Origin of the sequence: Streptomyces sp. NBC_00457, assembly GCF_036014015.1 — a bacterium.
Lineage (GTDB): Bacteria > Actinomycetota > Actinomycetes > Streptomycetales > Streptomycetaceae > Streptomyces.
This window is the reverse complement of record NZ_CP107905.1, coordinates 3,688,452-3,711,514: the sequence shown is the minus strand read 5'-3', so window position 1 is coordinate 3,711,514 and position 23,063 is coordinate 3,688,452. Positions and strand designations below refer to the sequence as shown.

The 23,063-nt window shown below is 70.1% G+C and carries 20 protein-coding genes; 9 read left to right on the top strand and 11 right to left on the bottom strand.

Annotation, left to right across the window (positions count from 1 at the left end):
- Window positions 1-53: 53 nt before the first annotated feature.
- The gene (locus tag OG828_RS16625) at window positions 54-1,271 is read right to left on the bottom strand and encodes an acetate kinase (protein ID WP_328438495.1); all 1,218 of its coding nucleotides are present in this window, start codon (window positions 1,269-1,271) and stop codon (window positions 54-56) included.
- Window positions 1,268-3,358, bottom strand: a complete 2,091-nt coding sequence (gene pta, locus OG828_RS16620) for a phosphate acetyltransferase (RefSeq protein ID WP_328501583.1) — start codon at window positions 3,356-3,358, stop codon at window positions 1,268-1,270. The genes OG828_RS16625 and pta overlap by 4 nt, the downstream gene beginning before the upstream one ends.
- A 209-nt stretch (window positions 3,359-3,567) precedes the next feature.
- On the opposite strand from pta, the gene OG828_RS16615 reads away from it, so the two are divergent.
- On the top strand, window positions 3,568-4,593 hold the full coding sequence (locus tag OG828_RS16615) for an ATP-dependent 6-phosphofructokinase (protein WP_328356707.1): 1,026 nt from the start codon (window positions 3,568-3,570) through the stop codon (window positions 4,591-4,593).
- Window positions 4,594-4,600: 7 nt separating this feature from the next.
- On the opposite strand, the gene OG828_RS16610 is transcribed toward OG828_RS16615, so the two are convergent.
- The 6 genes from OG828_RS16610 to OG828_RS16585 form a co-directional block, all read right to left on the bottom strand.
- Window positions 4,601-5,314 carry an XRE family transcriptional regulator gene (locus OG828_RS16610; RefSeq protein ID WP_328356704.1) on the bottom strand — a complete coding sequence of 238 codons (714 nt, stop codon included), beginning with the start codon at window positions 5,312-5,314 and terminating at the stop codon, window positions 4,601-4,603.
- Window positions 5,315-5,649: 335 nt separating this feature from the next.
- Entirely contained in the window at window positions 5,650-6,489 is an 840-nt protein-coding gene (locus OG828_RS16605) for a carbohydrate ABC transporter permease (protein ID WP_328501582.1), read from the bottom strand.
- Between the two features lie 4 nt (window positions 6,490-6,493).
- Window positions 6,494-7,441 (bottom strand): carbohydrate ABC transporter permease, encoded by a 948-nt coding sequence (locus OG828_RS16600; RefSeq protein ID WP_328356698.1) that lies wholly within the window; start codon window positions 7,439-7,441, stop codon window positions 6,494-6,496.
- Between the two features lie 16 nt (window positions 7,442-7,457).
- Window positions 7,458-8,831, bottom strand: coding sequence for an extracellular solute-binding protein (locus tag OG828_RS16595; protein WP_328501581.1), 1,374 nt, complete (start codon window positions 8,829-8,831; stop codon window positions 7,458-7,460).
- 200 nt (window positions 8,832-9,031) lie between these two features.
- Window positions 9,032-9,721 (bottom strand): response regulator, encoded by a 690-nt coding sequence (locus OG828_RS16590; protein ID WP_328356692.1) that lies wholly within the window; start codon window positions 9,719-9,721, stop codon window positions 9,032-9,034.
- Window positions 9,718-11,349, bottom strand: a complete 1,632-nt coding sequence (locus OG828_RS16585; RefSeq protein WP_328501580.1) for a sensor histidine kinase — start codon at window positions 11,347-11,349, stop codon at window positions 9,718-9,720. The genes OG828_RS16590 and OG828_RS16585 overlap by 4 nt, the downstream gene beginning before the upstream one ends.
- Window positions 11,350-11,536: 187 nt before the next feature.
- Between OG828_RS16585 and OG828_RS16580 the strand changes: the two genes are divergently transcribed.
- On the top strand, window positions 11,537-12,913 hold the full coding sequence (locus OG828_RS16580) for a cation:dicarboxylate symporter family transporter (protein WP_328356685.1): 1,377 nt from the start codon (window positions 11,537-11,539) through the stop codon (window positions 12,911-12,913).
- Window positions 12,914-13,028: 115 nt separating this feature from the next.
- On the opposite strand, the gene OG828_RS16575 is transcribed toward OG828_RS16580, so the two are convergent.
- Window positions 13,029-13,910, bottom strand: coding sequence for an aldo/keto reductase (locus OG828_RS16575; RefSeq protein WP_328501579.1), 882 nt, complete (start codon window positions 13,908-13,910; stop codon window positions 13,029-13,031).
- Window position 13,911: 1 nt separating this feature from the next.
- Window positions 13,912-14,823 carry an NAD-dependent epimerase/dehydratase family protein gene (locus OG828_RS16570; RefSeq protein ID WP_328501578.1) on the bottom strand — a complete coding sequence of 304 codons (912 nt, stop codon included), beginning with the start codon at window positions 14,821-14,823 and terminating at the stop codon, window positions 13,912-13,914.
- A 45-nt stretch (window positions 14,824-14,868) separates the two neighbouring features.
- Here OG828_RS16570 and OG828_RS16565 point away from each other — a divergent pair, with 45 nt between their 5' ends.
- From OG828_RS16565 to OG828_RS16550, 4 genes are all read left to right on the top strand, one after another.
- Window positions 14,869-15,378 carry an Lrp/AsnC family transcriptional regulator gene (locus OG828_RS16565; protein ID WP_328438487.1) on the top strand — a complete coding sequence of 170 codons (510 nt, stop codon included), beginning with the start codon at window positions 14,869-14,871 and terminating at the stop codon, window positions 15,376-15,378.
- 29 nt (window positions 15,379-15,407) lie between these two features.
- Window positions 15,408-15,794, top strand: a complete 387-nt coding sequence (locus OG828_RS16560; RefSeq protein ID WP_328371906.1) for a MerR family transcriptional regulator — start codon at window positions 15,408-15,410, stop codon at window positions 15,792-15,794.
- A gap of 14 nt (window positions 15,795-15,808) precedes the next feature.
- Window positions 15,809-16,123: a thioredoxin family protein gene (locus tag OG828_RS16555; RefSeq protein ID WP_328356673.1), complete on the top strand. Its 315-nt coding sequence runs from the start codon at window positions 15,809-15,811 to the stop codon at window positions 16,121-16,123.
- A 168-nt stretch (window positions 16,124-16,291) separates the two neighbouring features.
- Entirely contained in the window at window positions 16,292-18,514 is a 2,223-nt protein-coding gene (locus OG828_RS16550) for a HelD family protein (RefSeq protein ID WP_328356670.1), read from the top strand.
- A 21-nt stretch (window positions 18,515-18,535) separates the two neighbouring features.
- Here OG828_RS16550 and OG828_RS16545 read toward each other — a convergent pair whose 3' ends face one another.
- Window positions 18,536-19,744: an ROK family transcriptional regulator gene (locus OG828_RS16545; RefSeq protein WP_328501577.1), complete on the bottom strand. Its 1,209-nt coding sequence runs from the start codon at window positions 19,742-19,744 to the stop codon at window positions 18,536-18,538.
- A gap of 147 nt (window positions 19,745-19,891) precedes the next feature.
- On the opposite strand from OG828_RS16545, the gene OG828_RS16540 reads away from it, so the two are divergent.
- The 3 genes from OG828_RS16540 to OG828_RS16530 are packed head-to-tail and all read left to right on the top strand — an operon-like array spanning window position 19,892 to window position 23,054.
- Window positions 19,892-21,229, top strand: coding sequence for an ABC transporter substrate-binding protein (locus OG828_RS16540; protein ID WP_328438484.1), 1,338 nt, complete (start codon window positions 19,892-19,894; stop codon window positions 21,227-21,229).
- The gene (locus OG828_RS16535; protein ID WP_328501576.1) at window positions 21,226-22,206 is read left to right on the top strand and encodes a carbohydrate ABC transporter permease; all 981 of its coding nucleotides are present in this window, start codon (window positions 21,226-21,228) and stop codon (window positions 22,204-22,206) included. The genes OG828_RS16540 and OG828_RS16535 overlap by 4 nt, the downstream gene beginning before the upstream one ends.
- Window positions 22,203-23,054, top strand: coding sequence for a carbohydrate ABC transporter permease (locus tag OG828_RS16530; protein WP_328356659.1), 852 nt, complete (start codon window positions 22,203-22,205; stop codon window positions 23,052-23,054). Before OG828_RS16535 ends, OG828_RS16530 begins: the two co-directional genes overlap by 4 nt.
- Window positions 23,055-23,063: the final 9 nt, after the last annotated feature.

The window sequence follows — 23,063 nt, the reverse complement described above, 5'->3', positions numbered from 1 at the left end:
TTTCGCTGCGGAATATTCCGTCTGGCGGAAAGTGCAAAGGGGCGGGATGCCGCTCAGGTGAGATTCCGAGAATCGTTTACGAGCGCGTACGTCTGTGTCGCAATCTCCAGTTCCTCATCGGTCGGCACCACGGCTACGGCGACCCGCGCGGACTCCGGCGAGATCAGCCGCGGCTCGTCACTCCGTACGGCGTTCAGCTCGCTGTCGACGGCCAGTCCCAGCGCCTCCAGGCCCGCCACGGCAGCTTCCCGCACCGGGCTCGCGTTTTCCCCGACTCCCGCTGTGAAGGCGACCGCGTCCACCCGTCCGAGTACGGCGTAATAGGCGCCGATGTACTTCTTCAGCCGGTGAATGTAGATGTCGAAGGCCAGCTTCGCCTGTTCGTCACCTTCGTCGATCCGGCGGCGGATCTCCCGCATGTCGTTGTCCCCGCACAGACCGATCAGCCCACTCTTCTTGTTGAGAAGAGTGTCGATCTCGTCCGTGGACATTCCGCCAACACGCATCAAATGGAAGATGACGGCAGGATCCATGTCCCCGGACCGCGTACCCATCACCAGCCCCTCCAAAGGCGTCAGCCCCATGGAGGTGTCGACACATCGACCGCCCTCGACCGCCGAGGCGGACGCCCCGTTTCCGAGGTGCAGGACGATCACATTGACCTCGGAAGGGTCCTTGCCCAGCAGCTTCGCGGTCGCCCGGGAGACGTACGCGTGCGACGTCCCGTGGAAGCCGTACCGGCGGATCCGGTGCTCGTCGGCGGTCTTCACGTCGATCGCGTAGCGCGCCGCCGACTCCGGCATCGTCGTGTGGAACGCGGTGTCGAAGACGGCGACCTGGGGCAGGTCGGGGCGCAGCGCCTGGGCGGTGCGGATGCCGGTGAGGTTGGCGGGGTTGTGCAGCGGGGCGACCGGGATCAGCCGCTCGATCTCGGCGAGGACGGCGTCGTCGATCACGGTCGGCTCGGTGAAGAGCTTCCCGCCGTGCACCACCCGGTGGCCGATCGCGGCCAGCTCCGGCGAGTCGAGGCCGAGCCCGTCCTTCGCCAGTTCTTCCGATACGGCCTTCAGCGCGGCCTCGTGGTCGGCCATCGGGCCGGTCCACTCACGGGACTCGCCGGTCGCGAGGGGGGTGTGCTTGAGCCGCGACGTCTCCTCACCGATCCGCTCGACCAGGCCCACCGCCAGCCGGCTGCCGTCGCGCATGTCGAGCAGCTGGTACTTCACCGACGAGGAGCCGGAGTTGAGGACGAGGACACGCGTCGAGCTCACTGTGCGGTTGCCTTCTCGCTGGGGGTCTGGGCCTGGATCGCCGTGATGGCGACGGTGTTGACGATGTCCTGGACGAGGGCACCGCGGGAGAGGTCGTTGACCGGCTTGCGCAGACCCTGGAGGACCGGGCCGACGGCGATCGTGCCGGCCGAACGCTGCACGGCCTTGTAGGTGTTGTTGCCGGTGTTCAGGTCGGGGAAGATCAACACGCTGGCCTGACCGGCGACTTCGGACTCCGGCAGCTTGGTGCGGGCGACGGTCGGCTCCACGGCGGCGTCGTACTGGATCGGCCCCTCGATCTTCAGGTCGGGACGCCTCTCCCGTACCAGCTCGGTCGCCTCGCGCACCTTGTCGACGTCGGCGCCCGAGCCGGACGTACCGGTCGAGTACGACAGCATCGCGATCCGCGGCTCCACGCCGAACTGCTGGGCGGTCGCGGCGGACTGGATGGCGATGTCGGCGAGCTGCTCGGCGTTCGGGTCGGGGTTGACTGCGCAGTCGCCGTAGACGAGGACCTTGTCGGCGAGGCACATGAAGAAGACGGAGGAGACGATCGACGCGTCCGGCTTGGTCTTGATGATCTCGAAGCCGGGGCGGATCGTGGCCGCCGTGGAGTGGACCGAGCCGGACACCATGCCGTCGGCCAGGCCCTCCTGCACCATCAGCGTGCCGAAGTAGTTCACGTCGGAGACCACGTCGTACGCCAGCTCCACCGTCACGCCCTTGTGGGCGCGCAGGGCCGCGTACTGCTCGGCGAAGCCGTCGCGCAGTTCGCTGGTGGCCGGGTCGATCAGCTGGGAGTCGCCGAGGTCGATGCCGAGGTCGGCGGCCTTCTTGCGGATCTGGTCGACCGGGCCGAGGAGGGTGAGGTCGCAGACGCCGCGGCGCAGCAGCACCTCGGCGGCGTGCAGGACGCGGGGCTCGGTGCCCTCCGGGAGGACGACGCGGCGCATGTCGGAGCGGGCCTGTTCGAGGAGCTTGTGCTCGAACATCATGGGGGTGACGCGGTCGCTGCTGGGGGCGCTGACCCGCTTCAGCAGGTCGCCGGTGTCGGCGTACCGCTCGAACAGGCCGAGCGCGGTCTCCGCCTTGCGCGGGGTGGCCGCGTTCAACTTCCCTTCCAAACCGAAGAGTTCGGCGGCGGTCGGGAAACTGTTGCCGGAGACCGAGAGGACCGGGGTTCCGGGGGCGAGGCGGGCGGCGAGGGTGAGGATCTCGTCGCTGGGCACTTCGTTGAGCGTCAGGAGTACGCCGGCTATGGGCGGGGTGCCGGCGCTGTGCGCGGCGAGCGAGCCGACGACCAGGTCGGCGCGGTCGCCCGGCGTGACGACCAGGCAGCCCGGGGTCAGGGCGCTCAGGAAGTTGGGCAGCATCGCGCCGCCGAAGACGAAGTCGAGCGCGTCACGGGCGAGCCCGGAGTCGTCGCCGAGCACCACCTTGGCACCGAGGGCGTGACTGATCTGGGCGACGGTCGGCGCGGAGAGGGCGGGCTCGTCCGGCACGACGTAGCAGGGCACCGGCAGCCGGTCGGTGAGCCGTTCGGCGATGCCGTCACGGTCCTCGCGGGCGACCCGGTTGGTGACCATGGCGAGGACGTCGCAGCCGAGGCCGTCGTAGGCGCGGTAGGCGTTGCGGGTCTCGGCGAGCACGGACTCGGCGCTCTGCCCCCGGCCGCCGACCACCGGGATCACGGACGCGCCGAACTCGTTCGCCAACCGGGCGTTGAGGGACAGCTCGTCCGGGAACTGGGTGTCGGCGTAGTCGGTGCCGAGGACGAGGACGACGTCGTAGTCCCGGGCGACGAGATGGAAGCGGTCGACGAGGGTGGAGACCAGCTCGTCGGCTCCCTGCTCGGCCTGGAGCGCGGACGCCTCGTGGTAGTCCATGCCGTAGACCGTCGCCGGGTCCTGCGAGAGCCGGTACCGGGCGCGCAGCAGCTCGAACAGCCGGTCCGGTCCGTCGTGGACGAGGGGGCGGAAGACGCCCACCCGGTCGACCTGCCGGGTCAGCAGTTCCATGACCCCCAGCTCGACGACCTGGCGGCCGTCGCCGCGGTCGATACCGGTCACGTACACGCTGCGCGTCACGCGTGCTCTCCGTTTCGTCTGCTGGGGTGTGTTTTGGCCTGTTTTATGGCTCACAAAAATCGCCCACCGGGGTGAGCAGAACCCTCTTGACAATACCCTTGTCGGTGGATAAGGCGCCCGCCGGCTTTGGGGAAGTCGGGTCCCCCTGGGCGACGTGAAACAATCGGACTGGCTCACCGGTGTCAACAGCGAGCAGGAGACACAGCACGATGCGTATCGGAGTTCTCACCGCAGGCGGCGACTGCCCCGGCCTGAACGCCGTGATCCGGTCGGTCGTGCACCGAGCGGTCGCGCACTACGGCGACGAGGTGATCGGTTTCGAGGACGGTTACGCGGGACTGCTCGACGGCCGCTTCCGCAACCTCGACCTGGACGCGGTCAGCGGCATCCTCGCCCGCGGTGGCACCATCCTCGGCTCCTCCCGCCTCCAGCGCGACCGACTGCGCGAGGCCTGTGAGGGGGCCGAGGACGAGATGCGCGAGTTCGGCATCGACGCGCTCATCCCGATCGGCGGCGAGGGCACGCTGACGGCGGCACGCATGCTGTCGGATGTGGGCCTGCCGGTCGTCGGCGTACCGAAGACGATCGACAACGACATCTCGTCCACGGACCGCACCTTCGGCTTCGACACGGCGGTGGGCGTGGCCACGGAGGCGATGGACCGCCTCAAGACCACCGCCGAGTCGCACCAGCGCGTCATGGTCGTCGAGGTCATGGGCCGGCACGCCGGCTGGATCGCGCTGGAGTCCGGCATGGCCGCCGGCGCCCACGGCATCTGCCTGCCCGAGCGGGCCTTCGACCCGGGCGACCTGGTCAAGATGGTCGAGGAGCGCTTCGCCCGCGGGAAGAAGTTCGCGGTCCTGTGCGTGGCCGAGGGCGCCCACCCCGCCGAGGGCAGCATGGACTACGGCAAGGGCGCCATCGACCAGTTCGGCCACGAGCGCTTCCAGGGCATCGGTACGGCGCTGGCGTACGAGCTGGAGCGGCGGCTCGGCAAGGAGGCCAAGCCGGTCATCCTCGGCCACGTCCAGCGTGGCGGCGTACCGACCGCGTACGACCGCGTCCTCGCCACCCGCTTCGGCTGGCACGCGGTCGAGGCCGCGCACCGGGGCGAGTTCGGCAAGATGACCGCGCTGCGCGGCACGGACATCAAGATGGTGCCGCTGGCGGAAGCGGTGACCGAGCTGAAGACGGTGCCCAAGGACCGTATGGACGAGGCGGAGTCGGTGTTCTAGACACCCTTCACACGCCCGGCGAGCGATCACCGACCCTGGTCCAGAAGAGGTCGAGGATCCGGTCGAGGAACTCGCGGCCGTACCGGTCCGAGCCGTCGCTGCCGCCGCCCCAGCTGAGCGTGGCGACCATCCGCCCCTGATAGTCGTCGTACAGCTCCTGGAGCGTGACCTCCAGGAGCCGCCGGTCCAGGGGCAGCAGCTTCGCGACCGGCCGGACGTACGCCTGCCAGCGTGTCGTCACCGCGCTGCGCAGCAGCTCGGCGAGCTTCGGGTCGCGGCCGGTGACGGTGGCGAAGTCGGGGATGGACAGGTCGAGCAGGGAGGCGAGGACGGCGGCTTGACGGTCGGTGCCGCGCCAGTCGCCGGTCTCCTCCATCCGCAGATACGCCGCGAGTTCAAGGCCGAGGGTACGGGCGACGTCGTCGGGCGCGATCCCACGGGCGATGCGGTGCTCGCGCAGGGTCCGCGGCTGCCCGATCAGCTCACCCTGCGAGCACCACAACACGCCCGCGAGCGCGCTGAGTTCGGAGCTGGTGGGGGAGAGGGTGCCGTGTTCCCAGGCGATGACGAGATCCGGGGTGGCGTACGGCATGCCGTACGAGGCCTGCAAGTCGCGGGCGACATGTTCGGGGCCCATGCCGAGGGCGGCACGGAGTCTTTGGGCGGCGGTGGCGTTGAAGGGAGGACCGGGCTGGTTCGGCAGAGCGGGGGGTCGGCGCACGCGCCACAAGTTAGGGGCGCGACGCTGCGGTGACTACGGTCTGTTCGGCCAGGATCACGGATTGTAGGAACGTACGGTTTCGGTCAGGTGTCCGAAACTGTCGAGGTGGCCGAAGGGTGCCCGGTGAGGTGCCGGTACGGTCCTCCGGTCGCCCCGGATGCGGGCGGTCGCCTTGGGAATGGCAAGGTAGAGGGGCATATGCGCGCGCCTTGCCCCGTGCCGCCGGTCCGGCACTTCGTGACGGCGGGTCCGGTGGCTCGCTTCCCCACGCACCGCACGGATCGCACATCTGTCGGGCATGTGCGGGGGAAAGCCCGCGGCGCAAACCGAACCCCTCACCCCTTGACCGCCCCGCCCAGCGCGAACCCGCCCCCCAGCCGGCGGGCGACCAGTACGTACAGCAGGATCACCGGCGTCGAGTAGACGATCGAGAACGCCGCCAGCTGCCCGTACACGACCGTCCCACGGTTGCCGAAGAACTCGTTGATGCTCACCGCCGCCGGCATCTGGTCCGGCGTGAGCAGCAGCATGAAGGGGACGAAGAAGTTCCCCCACATCATCACGAACGAGAACACGGTCACCACCGACACCCCGGGCCCCATCAGCGGCAGCACGATCCGGATCAGCGACTGGAAGGACGACGCCCCGTCCGTCCACGCCGCCTCCTCCAGCTCCTTCGGCACGCCATCCATGAAGTTCTTCATCAGCCAGATGGCGAAAGGGAGTTGGGAGGCGGCGAAGAAGAAGATCGTGCCCTGCATGGTGTCGATCAGATCGACCTGCACGAACAGCGCGTACACCGGCACCATGATCGCCGTGATCGGCAGGCTCGTCGCGAAGAGGATCGTCAGCAGGAAGGGGCGGTTCAGGCGGGAGCGGAAGCGGGACAAGGGGTACGCGGCCAGTGCCGCGCAGACCACCGTCAGCAGGGTCGCGCCGCCGCACAGGATCAGGCTGTTCAGCAGCGGTGTGAAGGTGATGTCCTGGGTCAGGATCGCGTCGAAGTTGTCGAAGGTGAGGCCGTCGGGGGCCTTCACCTGAAGGTTCGCGTCTGGGTCCACGGCGGACAGGACCACCCAGGCCAGCGGCAGGCAGAAGGCCGCGGCGACCACCAGCAGACCCGCGTCGGCGGCCAGCTTGTGCCGCTTGCGGCGGGATGTGAGCGTGAGTGCCATGGCGTCAGACCTCCGTCCGCAGCAGGCGCATGTACACGAGGGAGAAGGCGGAGCCGACCAGCAGCAGGAGCAGGGCGACCGCGGTGCCGTAGCCGATCAGGCTGTTCTGGAAGGCCTGCTCGTACATGAACAGCGGGAGCGTCTGGCTCTTGCCGCCCGGCCCGCCCCGGGTCATCACCCAGATCAGGCCGAAGACGGACAGCGTCTGGAGGGTGTTGAGCATCAGGTTCGTGCCGATCGAACGGCGGATCATCGGCAGCGTGATGTGCCACATACGGCGCCAGCCGCTCGCGCCGTCCACCTCGGCGGCCTCGGTGATCTCTTTGGGGATCTCGTTCAGCGCGGCCGAGTAGACCAGCATCGAGAACGCCGTGCCGCGCCATACGTTCGCGAAGGACACCGCGAGGATCGGCAGCGTGAACAGCCAGTTCTGGGAGGGGAGATGGAGCCAGTCCAGGATGGCGTTCAGCGTGCCCTCGCGGCGGAAGAACGCGTACAGCAGAAAGCCGGCGACCACCTCCGGCAGCACCCACGCCGTGATCACGATGCCGCCGACCAGGGTGCGGACGGGTTTGGAGGCGCGTTGCATCAGCGCCGCCAGCGCCAGCCCCAGCGTGTTCTGGCCGACCAGTGACGACAGCACCGTGAACACCAGCGTCAGCCATACGGCGTTGAGGAACGCCTCGTCCTGGAACGCCTTGCGGAAGTTCTCGAACCCGACGAACGACGACTCGGCCTGTCCGGTGAGCTGGAGGTCGGTGAAGGCGATGTAGGCGCAGTAGGCGATCGGGCCCGCGAGGAAGAGGACCAGCAGGACGAGGGCGGGGGAGACGGGGAGGGCACGGGTCAGGGTCCGGCGTAGCTGGTTGCCCGGTGGCGCGGGGGGTGAACCCGGCGGGCCCGGAGGGGACTTGGCGGTCTCCGGGCCCGCGTGCGGTGCGGCGGCTGTCATGTGCGGTCGCCGCCGTTCACTTCTCGACGACCTGGTCGTCGGTGGCCGCCTTGAGTGCCTCGTCGTACCCGCTCGCCGCCTCCTCCACAGACATGTCCCCCGTGGTCACGCCCTCCATCGCCTCCTGGACGGCGGTGGACACCTGCGGATACGCCTTGAAGGCGGGCCGGTAGTGCGTGCTGGAGACGAGGTCGGTGAAGAACTTGATGCCGGGCTGCGCCTTGACGTACTCGGGGTCGGCGGCGACGTCCTTGCGTACGGCGATACCGGAGTTGGCGATGTACCACTTCTTGGCGTTCGCCTTGGTCTGCATCGTCTCGATGAACTGGAAGGCGAGATCGGGGTTGGCCGCCTTGTCCGGGATGGCCCAGGTCCAGCCGCCGGACATGCTGACCTTGCCGGGTGCCTGACCGTTCTGCGTGGGCATGGCGGCGAGTCCGAGCTTCTCCGACCACTCGGGCCACTCGTGCCCGCTGCCCTCCAGCCAGTCCTGCGGAAGCCAGGAGCCGTCGAGGTTGATGCCGAGCTTGCCCTCGGGAAGCAGTTCGCCGCGGACGCGGGTGGGGAAGTTCGGGTCGAGGGCGTCGGCGACGTCCGGGCCGAGCTTCTCCTTGTAGACGGTCTCCACGAACGCCAGCGCGTCCTTGAAACCCTGGCTGCCCGCGATCCACTTCTTCGACGACTCGTCGTACAGCGGATCGGACGTGCCGTCGTTCGTGCCGTACAGCAGCATCTCGAAGCCCTGCATCGTCGCGGCCTCGCCGACGGGCTTGCCCGTGTAGACGTTGAGCGGGGTGACGCCGGGGACCTTCTCCTTGATGGTGCGGGCCGCTTCGAGGACGTCGTCCCAGGTCTTCGGCTGCCAGTTCGCGGGCAGGCCGGCCTTCGCGAAGATCGCCTTGTCGAACCAGAGTCCGCGGGTGTCGGTACCGTCCGGGACGCCGTACGTCTTCCCGTCCTCGCCCCGGGCCGCGGCCTTCGCCGTGTCGATGAACTGGTTCCAGTCCGGCCACTTGGCGAGATAGTCGTCCAGGGGTTTCAGGTACCCGCTGATGATGTCGGAGTTGATGAGGAAGGTGTCCTCATAGACCAGGTCGGGGGCCGTCTTGGGGGAGCGGAGCATCTGCTGGACCTTGGTGTAGTACTCCGCGTCCGGGGCCTTGATCGGGATGAGCTCGACCTTCTTGCCGGGGTTCTCCTTCTCGAACTGCTTCTTGATGTCCCCGAGGAACGTGTCCAGCACCTTGATGTTGTTGTCGGTGGACTGCTTGAAGGACACCTTCACGGTGTCGGGGTCACTGCCGGATCCACCGCCGCAGGCGGTGAGAGAGGCGGCGGCGAGGGCGGTGGCTACGAGGGCGGGCAGAACGGCGGTGGGGCGCACGGGCATGACCTCCTACGGGCTCACTTCGTCGTGGCGCCGGGATGGCTGCGAGGTGAACGTAAGAGGAGTGGTCTAGTCAGGTCAATGACCTTGCGGTAACGCTCCGCTGGGGGCGCGGTGAGAGTCCTCGGGCCGGTGGGGGCTGGTCGCGCAGTTCCCCGCGCCCCTTACGGGGCGCTTGCAGCACCGGACTCGATCAGAGCCGCTTACTGGCCCTTCACCCAGCGGTACTGCAACTCCGGTCGCCCGACGGTTCCGTACTGCGGGCTCCGGGCCGCCCTTCCCGCGTCCACCAGGTGTTCCAGGTAGCGGCGGGCGGTGATGCGGGAGATGCCCACCTCCTCCGCGACGCCGGTCGCCGTCAGGCCGTCGGCGCAGTCGCGCAGGACCACCGAGACCCGCTCCAGTGTGGGGGCGCTCAGCCCCTTCGGCAGGGCGGCCGGGCTCGGGGCGCGCAGGGTCGCCAGGGCGCGGTCGACCTCGTCCTGGCCGCTCGCCTCGCCCGCCGCCGCGTGGAACTCGGCGTATCTCACGAGCCGGTCCCGCAGGGTGGCGAAGGTGAAGGGCTTGAGGACGTACTGCACGACGCCCAGCGAGACGCCCTCGCGGACGACCGTCAGATCCCGTGCCGACGTCACCGCTATCACGTCCGCGTGATGACCGGCCGCCCGCAGTGAGCGGGCCAGCTGCAGCCCGTGCACATCCGGCAGGTGCAGGTCGAGGAGCAGCAGATCCACCGGCATACGGTCCAGCGCGCGCCGCGCCTCCGCACCGGTGTGCGCCTTGCCGACCGCGACGAAGCCGGGGACGCGGCCGACGTACATGACGTGCGCGTCGGCGGCGACCGGGTCGTCCTCCACGACCAGGACTCGGATGGGCTGCTGGGCCGCTGTCATCCGACACCTCCCGTCACCGCACGCTCGGACACCGGGCTATTCAACGGCAACCGCACCTGGAACCGGGCGCCGCCCCCGGCCGCCTCCGTCACCGTCAGCTCTCCCTGGTGCCGGGTGACCGCCTGCCGTACCAGGGCCAGGCCGAGACCCCGCCCGCCCGGCCCCGCCGGCTTGGTCGAGTAGCCGCGCTGGAAGACCTCCTCCGCGTGCGCGGGATCGACGCCCGCACCCGTGTCGGACACCCGCAGCACCAGCTCCGAGCCGCCTTCCGTGTACGCCGTCACCGTCACCCGCGCCCGCACGCTGCCCTGCGCCGCGTCCACCGCGTTGTCGATCAGGTTGCCCAGGATGGTCACCAGGTCCCGCGCGGGCAGGGACTCAGGGAGCAGCCCGTCGTCCATGCGGCTGTCCTCCGACACCACCAGCTCCACGCCCCGCTCGTTCGCCTGGGCCGTCTTGCCGAGCAGCAGGGCCGCGAGGACCGGCTCGCTCACCGCGGCCACCACCTGGTCGGTCAGCGCCTGCGCCAGCTCCAGCTCGGCCGTCGCGAAGTCCACGGCCTGCTGCGCGCGGCCCAGCTCGATCAGCGAGACCACCGTGTGGAGCCGGTTCGCCGCCTCGTGGGCCTGCGAGCGCAGCGCCTGGGTGAAGCCGCGTTCGGAGTTCAACTCGCCCATGAGGGACTGGAGTTCGGTGACGTCGCGCAAGGTCACCACGGTTCCGCGGCGCTCCCCGCCCGACACCGGTGAGGTGTTCACCACGAGCACCCGGTCGGCGGTCAGATGCACCTCGTCCACCCGGGGCTCCGACGCGAGCAGCGCGCCGGTGAGCGGCGCGGGCAGTCCCAGCTCGGCGACCGAGCGGCCGATCACCTCCTCGCTCACCCCGAGCAGCTCCCGCGCCCCGTCGTTGATCAGCGCGACGCGGTACTGCCCGTCGAGCATCAGCAGACCTTCGCGTACGGCGTGCAGGGCGGCCTGGTGGTAGTCGTGCATGTTGCTCAGCTCGGCCGCGTTCATGCCGTGGGTGTGGCGGCGCAGCCGGGCATTGACGACGTACGTGCCGACCGCGCCCAGGGCGAGCGCGCCGGCCGCGACACCGATGAGCGCGGTCAGCTGGCCCTGGACCCGCTTGCTGATCGCCTCGACCTTGATGCCGGCGCTGACCAGTCCGACGACCTTCCCGCCGTCCTCGACCGGGGTGACCGCCCGCACCGACGGACCGAGCGTGCCCGTGTAGGTCTCGGTGAAGGACTCGCCCCGCAGCGCACGGGCGATGTGACCGAGGAACGGCTGGCCGATCTGGGCCGGGTCGGGGTGGGTCCAGCGGATGCCCTTCGTGTTCATGATCGTCACGAAGTCGACGTCGGCGTCCTCTATGACCTGCAGCGCGTACGGCTGGAGCCGGGCGCTGGGGTCGGGGGTGCGGATCGCCTCCCGCACGGAGGGGGAGTCGGCGACCGAGCGGGCCACCCCCATGGCCTGGCGCCGCGCCGCGTCCTCGGCCTGGTCGCGGTCGCTGACGTAGGTGAACAGCGCATACCCGAGGACCACGACCGTGAGCAGCACGGCCTGCACGGCGAAGAGCTGGCCGGCCAGGCTGCGGGGGAGCGGGAGGCGCACGTGCATGTCGTCAGTGTGCCCCCCGGGTTAAGCATGAACTAAATGAACGGAAGGGTGACCGCCCTCACAGGGCGGGAGATAGTCACGGCAGTCCGCAGGGCACCACCCCCGGGCAGATCCCCATAAATCTCCGCAATCTCCCGGACGTGAGCCGCACGCCGGTGATGCCGACGACGACGTCAAGGAGGCCGCTGTGACCAGCGCAGCCGATAAGGCACCTGCCGCACCCCGAGCCAAACGGGACCGGACCCACTACCTCTACATCGCGGTGATCGCCGCGGTGGCCGCAGGCATCACCGTCGGTCTGGTCGCCCCCGACTTCGCGGTCGAGCTGAAGCCGATCGGTACCGGCTTCGTGAACCTGATCAAGATGATGATCTCGCCGATCATCTTCTGCACCATCGTGCTGGGCATCGGCTCGGTACGGAAGGCCGCGAAGGTCGGCGCGGTGGGTGGCATCGCGCTCGCCTACTTCACGGTGATGTCGCTGGTCGCGCTCGGCATCGGCCTGGTCGTCGGCAACATCATCGACCCGGGTACGGGCCTGGCGGTCACCGACGCGGTCAAGGAGACCGGTCAGGCACAGGTCACCGAGGCAAAGAACACCGAGGAGTTCCTGCTCGGCATCATCCCGACCACGATCGTCTCCGCGTTCACCGGCGGCGAGGTCCTGCAGACCCTCCTCGTCGCCCTCCTCGTCGGCTTCGCGCTGCAGGCCATGGGGGACACCGGCGCACCGATCCTGCGCGGCGTCGAGCACATCCAGCGCCTCGTCTTCCGCGTCCTCGCCATGGTGATGTGGGCCGCCCCGATCGGTGCCTTCGGTGCCATCGCCGCGGTCACCGGCTCCGCGGGTCTCGACGCGCTCAAGAGTCTCGCCGTGCTGATGCTCGGCTTCTACACCACATGCTTCCTGTTCGTCTTCATCGTGCTCGCCGCACTGCTGCGAGTGGTGGCGGGCATGAACATCCTCTCGCTCTTCAAGTACCTGGGCCGTGAGTTCCTGCTGATCCTGTCCACCTCCTCGTCCGAGTCCGCGCTGCCGCGGCTCATCGCGAAGATGGAGCACCTGGGTGTCAGCAAGCCGGTGGTCGGTATCACCGTCCCGACCGGCTACTCCTTCAACCTCGACGGCACCATGATCTACATGACCATGGCGTCCCTGTTCATCGCCGACGCCATGGGTACGCCGATGTCGGTCGGCGAGCAGATCCCGCTGCTGCTGTTCCTGCTGGTCGCCTCGAAGGGCGCGGCGGGTGTCACCGGCGCCGGGCTCGCCACCCTCGCGGGCGGCCTCCAGTCGCACAAGCCCGCCCTTGTGGACGGCATCGGTCTCATCGTCGGCATCGACCGCTTCATGAGCGAGGCCCGCGCCCTGACGAACTTCGCGGGCAACGCGGTCGCCACGGTGCTGATCGGTACGTGGACCAAGGAGATCGACCGGGAGCGCGTCGACCAGGTCCTCGCCGGCCACGCCCCGTTCGACGAGCAGACCCTGCTGGACGACGGCCATGGCACACAGGACACGGTGCCCGAGCAGGGCGGCGAGAAGGAGCTGGCGAAGGCCTAGCGGAAAGCTCCCCCTACCCCGAGCGGCCAGGTGCTCCCCCGTAGCCTGGCCGCTCGGCCTGTTCCATTGCCCTTTCCGGAACGGTCTCTTGCCCCAAAGGGCAGAGCCAGTTGCCCTAACCCGCGTCCAGCCGGGCCAGCTCCTCCGCGCTCAGCACCAAGTCCGCCGCTGCCGCCGAGTCCCTGATCGTCTCCGGCCGGCTCGCGCCCGGGATCGGGATCACCGTGGGGGATGCGGCCAACAGCCATGCCAGGCAGATCTGTTGGGGACTGACCCCGCGCTCCCTCGCCACGGCGTGGAACGCGCCGAAGCGGTCAGTCCCCTCCAGGCGGGACGGTCCGTCCAGCGAGCTGCGGGAGATGCCGCCGAGGGGGCTCCACGGCAGGAACGCCAGTCCCAGCTCGGCGCAGAGCCGTAGCTCCGCCTCGCTGTCGCGCACGGCCGGCGAGTACTGGTTCTGCACCGAGACCAGCCGGTCCCCGAGGATCGCGTGGGCCCGGCGGATCTGGCCCGCGTCCGCGTTGGATACCCCCGCCAGTCGGATCTTGCCCTCGTCGAGCAGTTCACGCAGCGCGCCGACGGACTCCTCGAAAGGGACCGAGGGGTCCGGCTTGTGCAGCTGATAGAGGCCGATCGCGTCCACCCCGAGCCGCTTCAGCGAAGCCTCGGCGGCGGACTTCAGATGCCGCCTGGAGCCCGTCACCGTCCAGGTGGCGTCGGCGGGGCGGCCGCGCCCGCCCTTCGTGGTCACCAGCACGTCCGCCTTGTCACCGCCGTATGTCGCGAGGGCCCGGGCGACCAGCTGCTCGTTGTGGCCGGGTGCGTCGCCGGGCAGGTGATAGGAGTCCGCCGTGTCCAGCAGCGTCACGCCCGCGTCGAGCGCCGCGTGCACCGTGGCCAGGGCGCGTGTCTCGTCCGGGCGGCCCTCGATGGACAGCGGCATGGCGCCGAGCCCGACCGCGCTCACGCGCAGGCCGCCGAGTGTGCGGTACCGCATGTCAGTCGCCCTTTCCCAGCGTCTCCGCGACCGCCTTCGGCAGCCACTGCCGTACGTCGCCGAAGGTGAAACCGAGGCGGGTGGCCCGGGAGTTGTCCATGCCGTAGGAGCGGAAGAAGGAGAGCGGCGAGACCTCGCCGACCTCCACCCACTGGAGGACGACCTCGCCCTCGGGCAGCCGCGCGCTCACCGCCTTGCACAGCTCATCGGTGGTCACTACGCCGTGGGAGGCGGCGTTCACCGGACCGGTGAAGTCCTCGCCGGCCGCCCACACCAGGAAGTCGGCGATCTCCTCGACGTGGATATAGGTGGCGGGCTGGTTCGCGGCGGGCACGGCGATCGGCTCACCGGCCCGGATGCGGGAGGCGTAATGCTCCAGCCTGCCCGTGAAGTCGTCGTCCCCGCCCAGCACGTGGGCCACCCGGACGGCCGCGTACGGGAACTCAGGGGCGGCGGCGAACACGGCCTCGGCCTGCCGCTTGCCCTCGCCGTAGTGGTGGTCGAGGAACTCCGGGTCGTCCCAGGGGAGTTCGAGATCGACGGGCATCTCGCGAGCGTCGACGGCGTCTTCCCGTACGAGCGCGATCGAGTCCTCGTACTCGTACACCTCGACCGTGGACGTCATCACATACCGCCGGGTGCGGCCGGCGAAGACCCGGCGGGCGAGCGCCGCCTGCCGTGGGGTGTAGCAGACCTGGTCGACGACGACGTCGAAGGTGCGCGAACCGAGCGCGTCCGTCAGGGACTTCTCGTCGTTCCGGTCGGCGACGAGGTGCAGCGCGCCGGGCGGAGGCGCCGACGAGCCGCGGTTGAGGACCGTCACCCGGTCCCCGGCGGCCAGCAACCGTGCGACGAGCCGCTTGCCGAAATAGCGGCTCCCGCCGATGACCAGTACCTCTCGGGCGTTTTCCATGACCATAATTCTCCCGGCGTATCCGCACGTCCTGAAGGGGGAAGCATGGGAGTTCCGGCCGCAGCGCCGAAAGAACCTCGGCATCTGCGCACGACGGCCGACGAAACGTCGGTGGCCTTCGACGCGCTGGACCGGCAGATCCTGGAACTCCTCCAGACCGACGGCCGGATCAAGCTCAGCGAGCTGGGCCGCCGGGTCCGGCTCAGCCCGGCGGCGGTCACCGAGCGGGTGCGGCGGCTGGAGGCGGCGGGTGTGATCAGCGGCTACGGCGCCCATGTCGCCCCGGCCCGCCTCGGCTACGGCATCCAGGCGTTCATCCGCGTGAACCCGCACGGCGGCTACAACCTCAAGCACCCCAGGACCCTGGAGCTGATGGAGCGTCCCGAGATCACCGAGGTGCACCATGTGGTCGGCGAGGACTGCTGGATCCTCAAGGTCGCCGTCCGGGACACGGTCCACCTGGAGGAGGTCCTCGAAGCGGTCTCCGCCCTGGGCCGCACGACGACGTCGATCGTCCTCACCTCCCCGGTGCAGCGGAAACCGCTGTTGCCTTGACGTCGGCGTCAAGGACTACGTTCGTGGGCATGCGAATCGGCGAGCTGGCTGCACGGGCCGGGACCACGACGCGGACGCTGCGGTACTACGAGTCGCGGGGGCTGCTGCCCGCGCGGCGCGGGAGCAACGGATACCGGACGTACGACGAGGACGACCTGAAGCTGCTCCGGCAGATCCGGACGCTGCAGGACTTCGGGTTCGACCTGGAGGAGACGCGGCCCTTCGTGGAGTGCCTGCGCGCCGGGCACTCCGAGGGCGACCAGTGCCCTGCCTCTATTGCGGTCTACCGCCGCAAGCTGGACGAGCTGGACGCGTTGATCGGCGAGTTGCGGGCGGTGCGGGCGAAGATCGGCGTACGGCTGGCCCTGGCCGAGGGTGAATCACCGTTGTGCGAACTGGGAGGGCAGGGGTTGTGATCAAGGCGGCGGGTGTGGCCGAGGTGACGGATGCGGACTTCGAGGCGGAGGTGATCGGGGCGGAGCTGCCGGTGCTGGTCGAGTTCACCGCCGCCTGGTGTCCGCCCTGCCGGCAGATGGGGCCGGTGCTCAGCGCGCTCGCCGCCGAGCAGGGCGAGCGGCTCAAGGTGGTCCAGCTGGACGTGGACACCAACCCGGAGACCACGAACGCGTACAAGGTGCTGTCGATGCCGACCTTCATGGTCTTCCGGGGTGGCGAGCCCGTGAAGGCGATGGTGGGAGCCCGGCCCAAGCGCCGGCTCCTGGAGGAGCTGGCGGACGTCATCTGACCTGACGCAATACAAAGAAATCCCCCGGGCAATTGCGTCCCGGGGGATTTCTTTGCGTATACTCAATGGTTCGCGACTTCAGGGCAATTGAGTCGCGGAGAAGTTCAACGAGCACAGTATATCCGGGCGGGAGTGGAATTGTCAAACAGCGAATTTCCAGACGATGAAATGCGCCGCGAGCAGGAATTCATCGACAACCTGTACGCGCGTGTGGACGCGCTGCGCGGCCACACCGAGGACTCCGTCACGGACGCGCTCGCCCAGGGCAACACGCCCATGCAGGCCCGCCTGGAGCGGGACATCCTGGTCGCCGAACGCTCGGGTCTGCTCGCCGCGCTGAACGCGGTGGACGGCTCGCTCTGCTTCGGCCGGATCGACCTCACCTCCGGCGTGAGCCACCACATCGGCCGCATCGGCCTGCGCACCGACGACGCCGAACGCACCCCGGTCCTGATCGACTGGCGAGCCGATGTCGCCCGCCCCTTCTATCTGGCCACCGGCCACACCCCGATGGGCCTGCGCCGCCGCCGGCACATCAGCACCGACGGCCGCCGGGTCACCGACCTGCACGACGAGTTCCTCGACGTCGGCGACGCCACCCGCACCGGCCACGAGGACCCGGCCGGCGACGCGGTCCTGCTCGCCGCGCTCAACTCGGCCCGCACCGGCCGGATGACCGACATCGTGCAGACCATCCAGGCCGAGCAGGACGAGATCATCCGCGCACCGCACCGCGGGGTGCTGGTGGTGGAGGGCGGCCCGGGCACCGGCAAGACGGCGGTGGCCCTGCACCGGGCGGCCTATCTCCTCTACGAGCACCGCGAACTGCTCGCCAAGCGGGCCGTCCTGATCGTCGGGCCCAACCCCGCCTTCCTCGGCTACATCGGCGAGGTGCTGCCCTCGCTGGGCGAGACCGGCGTGCTCCTCGCGACGGTCGGCGAGCTGTTCCCCGGCGTGAAGGCGACGGCGACGGACACGCCCGAGGCGGCGGCGGTGAAGGGCCGCGCGGAGATGGCCGACGTACTGGCAAGGGTCGTACGCGACCGACAGGCCCTCCCCGACCCGGTGATCGCCATCGCGCACGACCGCGAGATCCTGATGCTCGACGACGGCCTGGTCGGCGTCGCCCGCGAGCGCACCCGCGCCGCCAAGCTCCCGCACAACGCGGCCCGCGAGCACTTCGAGGGCCATGTCCTCAACACGCTCACCGAGCTGTACGCCGAACGCGTCGGCACCGACCCGTACGACGGCACGAGCCTGCTCGACGCCGCCGACATCACCCAGATCCGCGACGAACTCGCCGAGAACCCCGAAGTCTGGTCCGCCATCGACCAGTTGTGGCCCAGGATCACCCCGCGCCGCCTGGTCGCGGACTTCCTGGCCGAGCCCGAGGGGTACGTCTCCGACACCGACGCGGCCGCCATCCGCCGCCCGGTCACACGCGCGTGGACGGTGGCGGACGTACCGCTGCTCGACGAGGCGGCCGAACTGCTGGGCGAGGACGACCGGTTGGCGCGGCGTCGGGCGGAACGCGAGCGGGAGAGGCAGGTGTCGTACGCGCAAGGCGTGCTGGACGTGTCGTACGCGTCCCGTACCTACGAGTTCGACGACAAGCACGACGAGGACTCCGAGGTGCTGTCCGCTCACGACATCATCGACGCCGAGCGGTTTGCCGAGCGCCAGGAGGAGGACGACCACCGCAGCGCCGCCGAGCGCGCGGCGGCCGACCGGACCTGGGCGTTCGGGCACATCATCGTCGACGAGGCGCAGGAGCTGTCGCCGATGGCGTGGCGGCTGCTGATGCGGCGCAGCCCGACCCGGTCCATGACGCTGGTCGGCGATCCGGCGCAGACGGCGGAGGCGGCGGGGGTGGGTTCCTGGGCGAAGATCCTGGAGCCCTATGTCGAGGACCGCTGGGAGCACACCCGCCTCGGCGTCAACTACCGGACGCCCGCCGAGATCATGGACGTGGCGGCGGCCGTCGTACGGGCCGAGCATCCCGGCTTCGAGCCTCCGAGTTCGGTGCGGTCCACGGGGGTACGGCCCTGGGCGCGCGCCACCGACGACCTGCCCGAAGCCGTGGCCAAGGCGGTCGGGGAACTCACCCCTGCCGAGGGCCGCCTCGCGGTCATCGCCCCGCGCGACCTGCACCGCCGGCTGGCCGCCCGGCTGGACGGAGTGACGGCGGACGCGGAGCCCGACCTGACCCGAAGCGTCGTCCTCCTCGACCCCCGGCAGTCGAAGGGCCTGGAGTTCGACTCGGTGCTGGTGGTCGAGCCCGCGCACTACGGCACGAGCGACCTGTACGTCGCGCTGACCCGGGCGACCCAGCGGCTCGGGGTGCTGCACACCGGACAACTGCCGAAGGCGCTGGCCGAGGCGTTCGGGTAGGAACGCCCCCGGCCCCCTGGCCTATGCCTTCCCACCACCCGACCGGGTCGGCATGACAGGAAGGCTGGTGGGGCGGGTGCGCAGCACCTCTTCGACCGAGGAGAGGGCGAAGCGGACCGCGCCGGTGATGACGGCCTCGTCGCCCAGGGCGGACAACTGCCACCGCGGCAGGTCGACGAGGAGCTTGCCGGCTTCCTCCTCGGCGGCGCTCAGCAGGAGTTCCGCCGCGGGCCGCAGGCCGGGGTCGGGGAAGAGGCTGGTGCCGAGCACGACCAGTGCCGGGTCGAGCGCCAGCAGCACGGGGGCGATCCCGGCGGCCAGTCTCCGCCCGTACGACGTGATGGCCGCCACCGCGTCCGGGTCCGGGACCAGGGGTTCGAGGCCGGGCTGTGACGAGGCGCTGCCGGGGAAGCGGATGAAGCCGATCTCTCCGGCCGCGCCGCGGTGTCCGCGCAGCAGGCGCCCCCCGGTGATGACACCGGCACCGAGGCGTTCGCCGAGCAGCACGAAGACCATCTCGTCGGCCGCGCCGCCGACCCCGCGCCACTGCTCGCCGAGCGCGGCGAGGTTGGCGTCGTTCTCCACGGCGACCGGGCAGCCGAGGGCGTCGCGGAGGACGGTGACGATGTCCGCCTCGGCCCAGTCCTTGAGGTTGTCGGCCTGCCGGATGCGGGTGTTGCTCCGGTCCACCAGGCCGGGGGTGCCCACGGTCGCGGCCCACACCCGCCGGGCGTCGGCTCCGGAGCGCTCGATCACGCGCCGCACCACCGCCACGGCGGCGCGGGCGCGGGCCGGGCCACCCAGGTCGGCGCGGACCGCCTTGCGTTCGACGGCCACGGGTCGGCCGTCGAGGTCGGCGAGGCAGACGCTCACCGAGCGGGCCCGTACGTCCACGCCGACGACGAATCCGGCGTGCGGGCAGAAGCGGAAGCGGCGGGCCGGGCGGCCGGGCGACCGCTGGCCACGGGCGGAGACGGCCGGGGCGACCTCGATGAGCCCGCGGTCGGTGAGTTCCTCGACGATCGCCTCGACGGTGGGGCGGGAGAGCTTGGTCGCCTCGGCCAGGGTGGAGAGTCGGGGGTGCGGGTCGGCCGAGCGGACAGCGGCGAGGATGGCCGCGGCGTTCGTGGCGCGCAGGTCCGCCACGCCCACCACCGCGGGCAGTTCACGGTCGGGGGAGTGCGGCTGCGGCAGCCCGCCGAGCGGCCACCGGTCCCTGGACGTGGCCAATGATCAACCTCCTGTGGAGCGGCGCGGGGACCGGTGCGGACCGACCCGACGATAACAATCCAGCCATGAGTCCTTGACGCGTACCGGGCTCGCTCTGATTATAAAACGCAACTGCGTTATCGAACTAATCGAACGCCAGGAGCCCCCGTGAGCCCCAGCCCGTCGTCCCTGTCCAGACGTACCTTCCTCGCGGCCACCGGCGCGGTCGGCGCCGCGGCACTCGCCGCGTGCAGCGACCTGACCCCGGGCGCCTCGTCCGCCGAGAAGAGCAGCTCCGGCCCCGTCTCCACGGCGGTACCGGCCGACAAGATCACGCTGGTGGTCGCCGACGCCGACGACACCACCATGACCCCTGGCCTGATCGCGGCCTTCCGCGCGAAGCACCCCAACATCACAGTCAAGCGCCAGTACACGGGCTGGGACGACTACCTCAAGAGCATCAACACCACCATGTCGGCCGACAGCGCCCCCGACATCGCGCAGTTCACCTCCGGCATGCAGAACCTCGTCCCCGGACGGCTGCTGCTCAAGGTCGGCGCGTACGGCAAGGCGTACGGCTGGGCCGAGAAGTTCCCCGGCCTGGACCAGATCACCCTCACCCCGGACGGCAAGACCGTCGGCACCGGTGACCTGTACGGCGTCGGCGCGGGCCTGTCCTTCGAAGGCGTCTACTACAACAAGGCCAAGGCGCGGAAGCTGGGCCTGACCGTCCCCCCGGCCACCCTGGAGGACCTGGAAGCCCTGTTCGCCAAGGCCAAGGCGGCCGGTGAGACCGCGCTGGTCGCCGGCAACCTCGACGGCGGCCTCAACCACCCCTTCAACGTGCTGCTCTCGGCCTATCTCACACCGAAGGACCGCGAGGCGTGGGCCTTCGGCCACACGAGCGCCACCATCGTGCTGCCGGAGGCCGAGAAGGCGGCCGAGACGCTCCAGCGATGGGTCGACAAGGGGTACGTCACCCCCAAGGTCAACGGCGTCAGCGACAACGACGCCACCGCCGCGTTCGCCAAGGGCGAGGGCGTCTTCCGGATCAGCGGCAACTGGGCGGCGGCCGCGGTGGCCAAGGGCCTGGGGGAGGGGGCCGGGTACTTCAACATGCCGCCCGTCACCGCGGGCGGGAAGGTCCGCACCACCGGCGCCGGGGTCTACTACTGCGTGTCCGGCAAGTCGAAGAACGCCGCCGCGGCCGCCGCCTTCCTCGACTTCGCCGCCGGTGCCGAGGCCGCCGCGATCACCGCCAAGGCGGGCTTCATGGCTCCCGACGCGGGCGCCATGCCGAGCCAGAGCGGACTGCTGGGCGATGTCCAGACGGGCTGGCAGACCGTCGTCAAGGACGCCGGCCTGCAGCCGTTCATCCAGAACGCCTCCAGCCCGACGATGGGCGACACCCTCACCACCCAGCTGCAGTTGCTCGCCGGAGGCAAGGCCACCCCTGAGAAGTTCCTGGCCGGCCTCCAGACGGACTTCGAGAACTACCACAAATGACCACGGCCGACCGACTGACCGAGCCCGCCCCCGCTCCCCGCACCGCGCGTCCGGCGAAGCGGGGAGCGGGCCCCGCCGTGCGCCGGCGCCCCCGCACGGTACGGTCCGGCCGCCGCCGGCGCCGGGCCGTGGCGTTGCTGTACCTGCTGCCGGCTCTGCTGCCCTACACGCTCTTCGCCGTGCTGCCGCTGCTGCACACCGCGTACCTCTCCCTGTTCGACTGGGACGGGGTGACCCTGCCGTCCTTCGTCGGAGTCGACAACTACCGCCGTATCGGCACCGACCCGCAACTGCGCGCCGCCGCCTGGCACGCGGGCGCCCTGATCCTGTTCTTCTCCGTCCTGCCGATCTGCGTGGGGCTGGTCTCGGCGGCGATCGTGTCCCGGCGTGCCGGGCGCAGGGGTACCGCCCTGGTGCGCACGGTGCTGTTCCTGCCCCAGGTCATCCCGCTGGTCGCGGTCGGCATCCTCTGGCGCTGGGTGTACGGCGAGGACGGCACCCTCAACCAGGCGTTGCGGACGGTCGGCCTCGGCGGCCTCACCGACGCCTGGCTGGGCAGCTTCACCTGGGCCCTGCCGGCCGTCGGACTGATCGGGACCTGGGTCGTCTCGGGCCTGTGCATGGTGCTGTTCCTGTCCGGGACCCAGCGCATCGACCAGGAGATATACGAGGCGGCACGGATGGACGGGGCGGGCCCCGTACGCGAGTTCACGGCCATCACCGTCCCGCTGCTGCGGCCGGAGTTCGCCATCGCGCTGTCCATCACCGTGATCGCCGCCCTGTCCAGCTTCGACCTCATCTACATCACCACCGGCGGAGGCCCGGGCAACAGCACCGTCGTCCCCGGCATCCTCATCTACCGCCTCGCCTTCGGGGGCGGCGCCGTCGGTGTGGCCAGTGCCCTGGCGATCGTGCTGACGGTGGTCATCTCCCTCGCCGTCCTGGTGATCAACCGGCTGTCCAGGGAGGCACCGTGACCTCGACGACCTCACCGGCCTCGACGACCAGAGCGGTCACCGGGCGGCTGGCGGCACCCCTCGTGCTCGCGCTGTTCATGGCCGCCGTCCTCGTGCCGTTCGCCTCCCTGCTGCTGGCCTCCCTCCAGCCGGCGGGCGCTCCGCTGACCGGCTTCGCCCTGCCCGACGGGCTGCACTTCGAGAACTTCTCCCGCGCCTGGTCCGCGGCGGGCTTCGGCACGCTGCTGCGGTCGAGTGTGGTGATCGCGCTGTGCGTGGTGCCGGCCGCGGTGGTGTGCGCGACGCTGGCCGGGTACGCGCTGGCGACCCTCGAAGTCCCAGGCCGCGGAAGGCTCTACGCGTATCTGCTGCTCGGCCTGTCCATCCCCACCGAGGGCACGATCATCCCGCTCTACTACGACATGCGTGCCCTGGGACTGACCAACACGGTGCCCGGACTCGCCCTCGCGGAGATCGGCGCGTTCATGCCGTTCGGGGTGTTCTGGATGCGCGCCCACTTCGCCACCATGCCGCGCAGCCTGATCGAAGCGGCCCGGCTGGACGGCGCCTCGTCGTGGGCGACCCTGTGGCGGATCCTGCTGCCCAGCTCCCGCCCGGCGGTGACCACGCTGGGCGTCCTGTACTTCGTGTGGAGCTGGAACCAGTTCCTGCTCCCGCTGATCCTCATCCAGGACCCGGCCCGCCGTACGGCCCCCGCCGGACTGGGCTTCTTCACCGGGCAGTACGGCGTCGACGTGCCGCTGCTCGCCGCCGCCACCCTGATCGTGATCGCCCCGGTGGTGCTCGTCTACCTGTTCTTCCAGCGGCACTTCATCAGCGGCGTACTCAGCGGCGCCCTCAAGGGCTGACCACACAGG

Excerpts from the sequence above, each read along its gene's own strand:
- OG828_RS16600 (WP_328356698.1), bottom strand. The coding sequence starts at position 7,441 with ATGACAGCCGCCGCACCGCACGCGGGCCCGGAGACCGCCAAGTCCCCT.
- OG828_RS16595 (WP_328501581.1), bottom strand. The coding sequence starts at position 8,831 with ATGCCCGTGCGCCCCACCGCCGTTCTGCCCGCCCTCGTAGCCACCGCC.
- OG828_RS16550 (WP_328356670.1), top strand. The coding sequence starts at position 16,292 with ATGCGCCGCGAGCAGGAATTCATCGACAACCTGTACGCGCGTGTGGAC.
- OG828_RS16605 (WP_328501582.1), bottom strand. The coding sequence starts at position 6,489 with ATGGCACTCACGCTCACATCCCGCCGCAAGCGGCACAAGCTGGCCGCC.
- OG828_RS16575 (WP_328501579.1), bottom strand. The coding sequence starts at position 13,910 with ATGCGGTACCGCACACTCGGCGGCCTGCGCGTGAGCGCGGTCGGGCTC.
- OG828_RS16565 (WP_328438487.1), top strand. The coding sequence starts at position 14,869 with ATGGGAGTTCCGGCCGCAGCGCCGAAAGAACCTCGGCATCTGCGCACG.
- OG828_RS16535 (WP_328501576.1), top strand. The coding sequence starts at position 21,226 with ATGACCACGGCCGACCGACTGACCGAGCCCGCCCCCGCTCCCCGCACC.
- OG828_RS16615 (WP_328356707.1), top strand. The coding sequence starts at position 3,568 with ATGCGTATCGGAGTTCTCACCGCAGGCGGCGACTGCCCCGGCCTGAAC.
- OG828_RS16590 (WP_328356692.1), bottom strand. The coding sequence starts at position 9,721 with ATGACAGCGGCCCAGCAGCCCATCCGAGTCCTGGTCGTGGAGGACGAC.
- OG828_RS16560 (WP_328371906.1), top strand. The coding sequence starts at position 15,408 with ATGCGAATCGGCGAGCTGGCTGCACGGGCCGGGACCACGACGCGGACG.
- OG828_RS16570 (WP_328501578.1), bottom strand. The coding sequence starts at position 14,823 with ATGGAAAACGCCCGAGAGGTACTGGTCATCGGCGGGAGCCGCTATTTC.
- OG828_RS16585 (WP_328501580.1), bottom strand. The coding sequence starts at position 11,349 with ATGCACGTGCGCCTCCCGCTCCCCCGCAGCCTGGCCGGCCAGCTCTTC.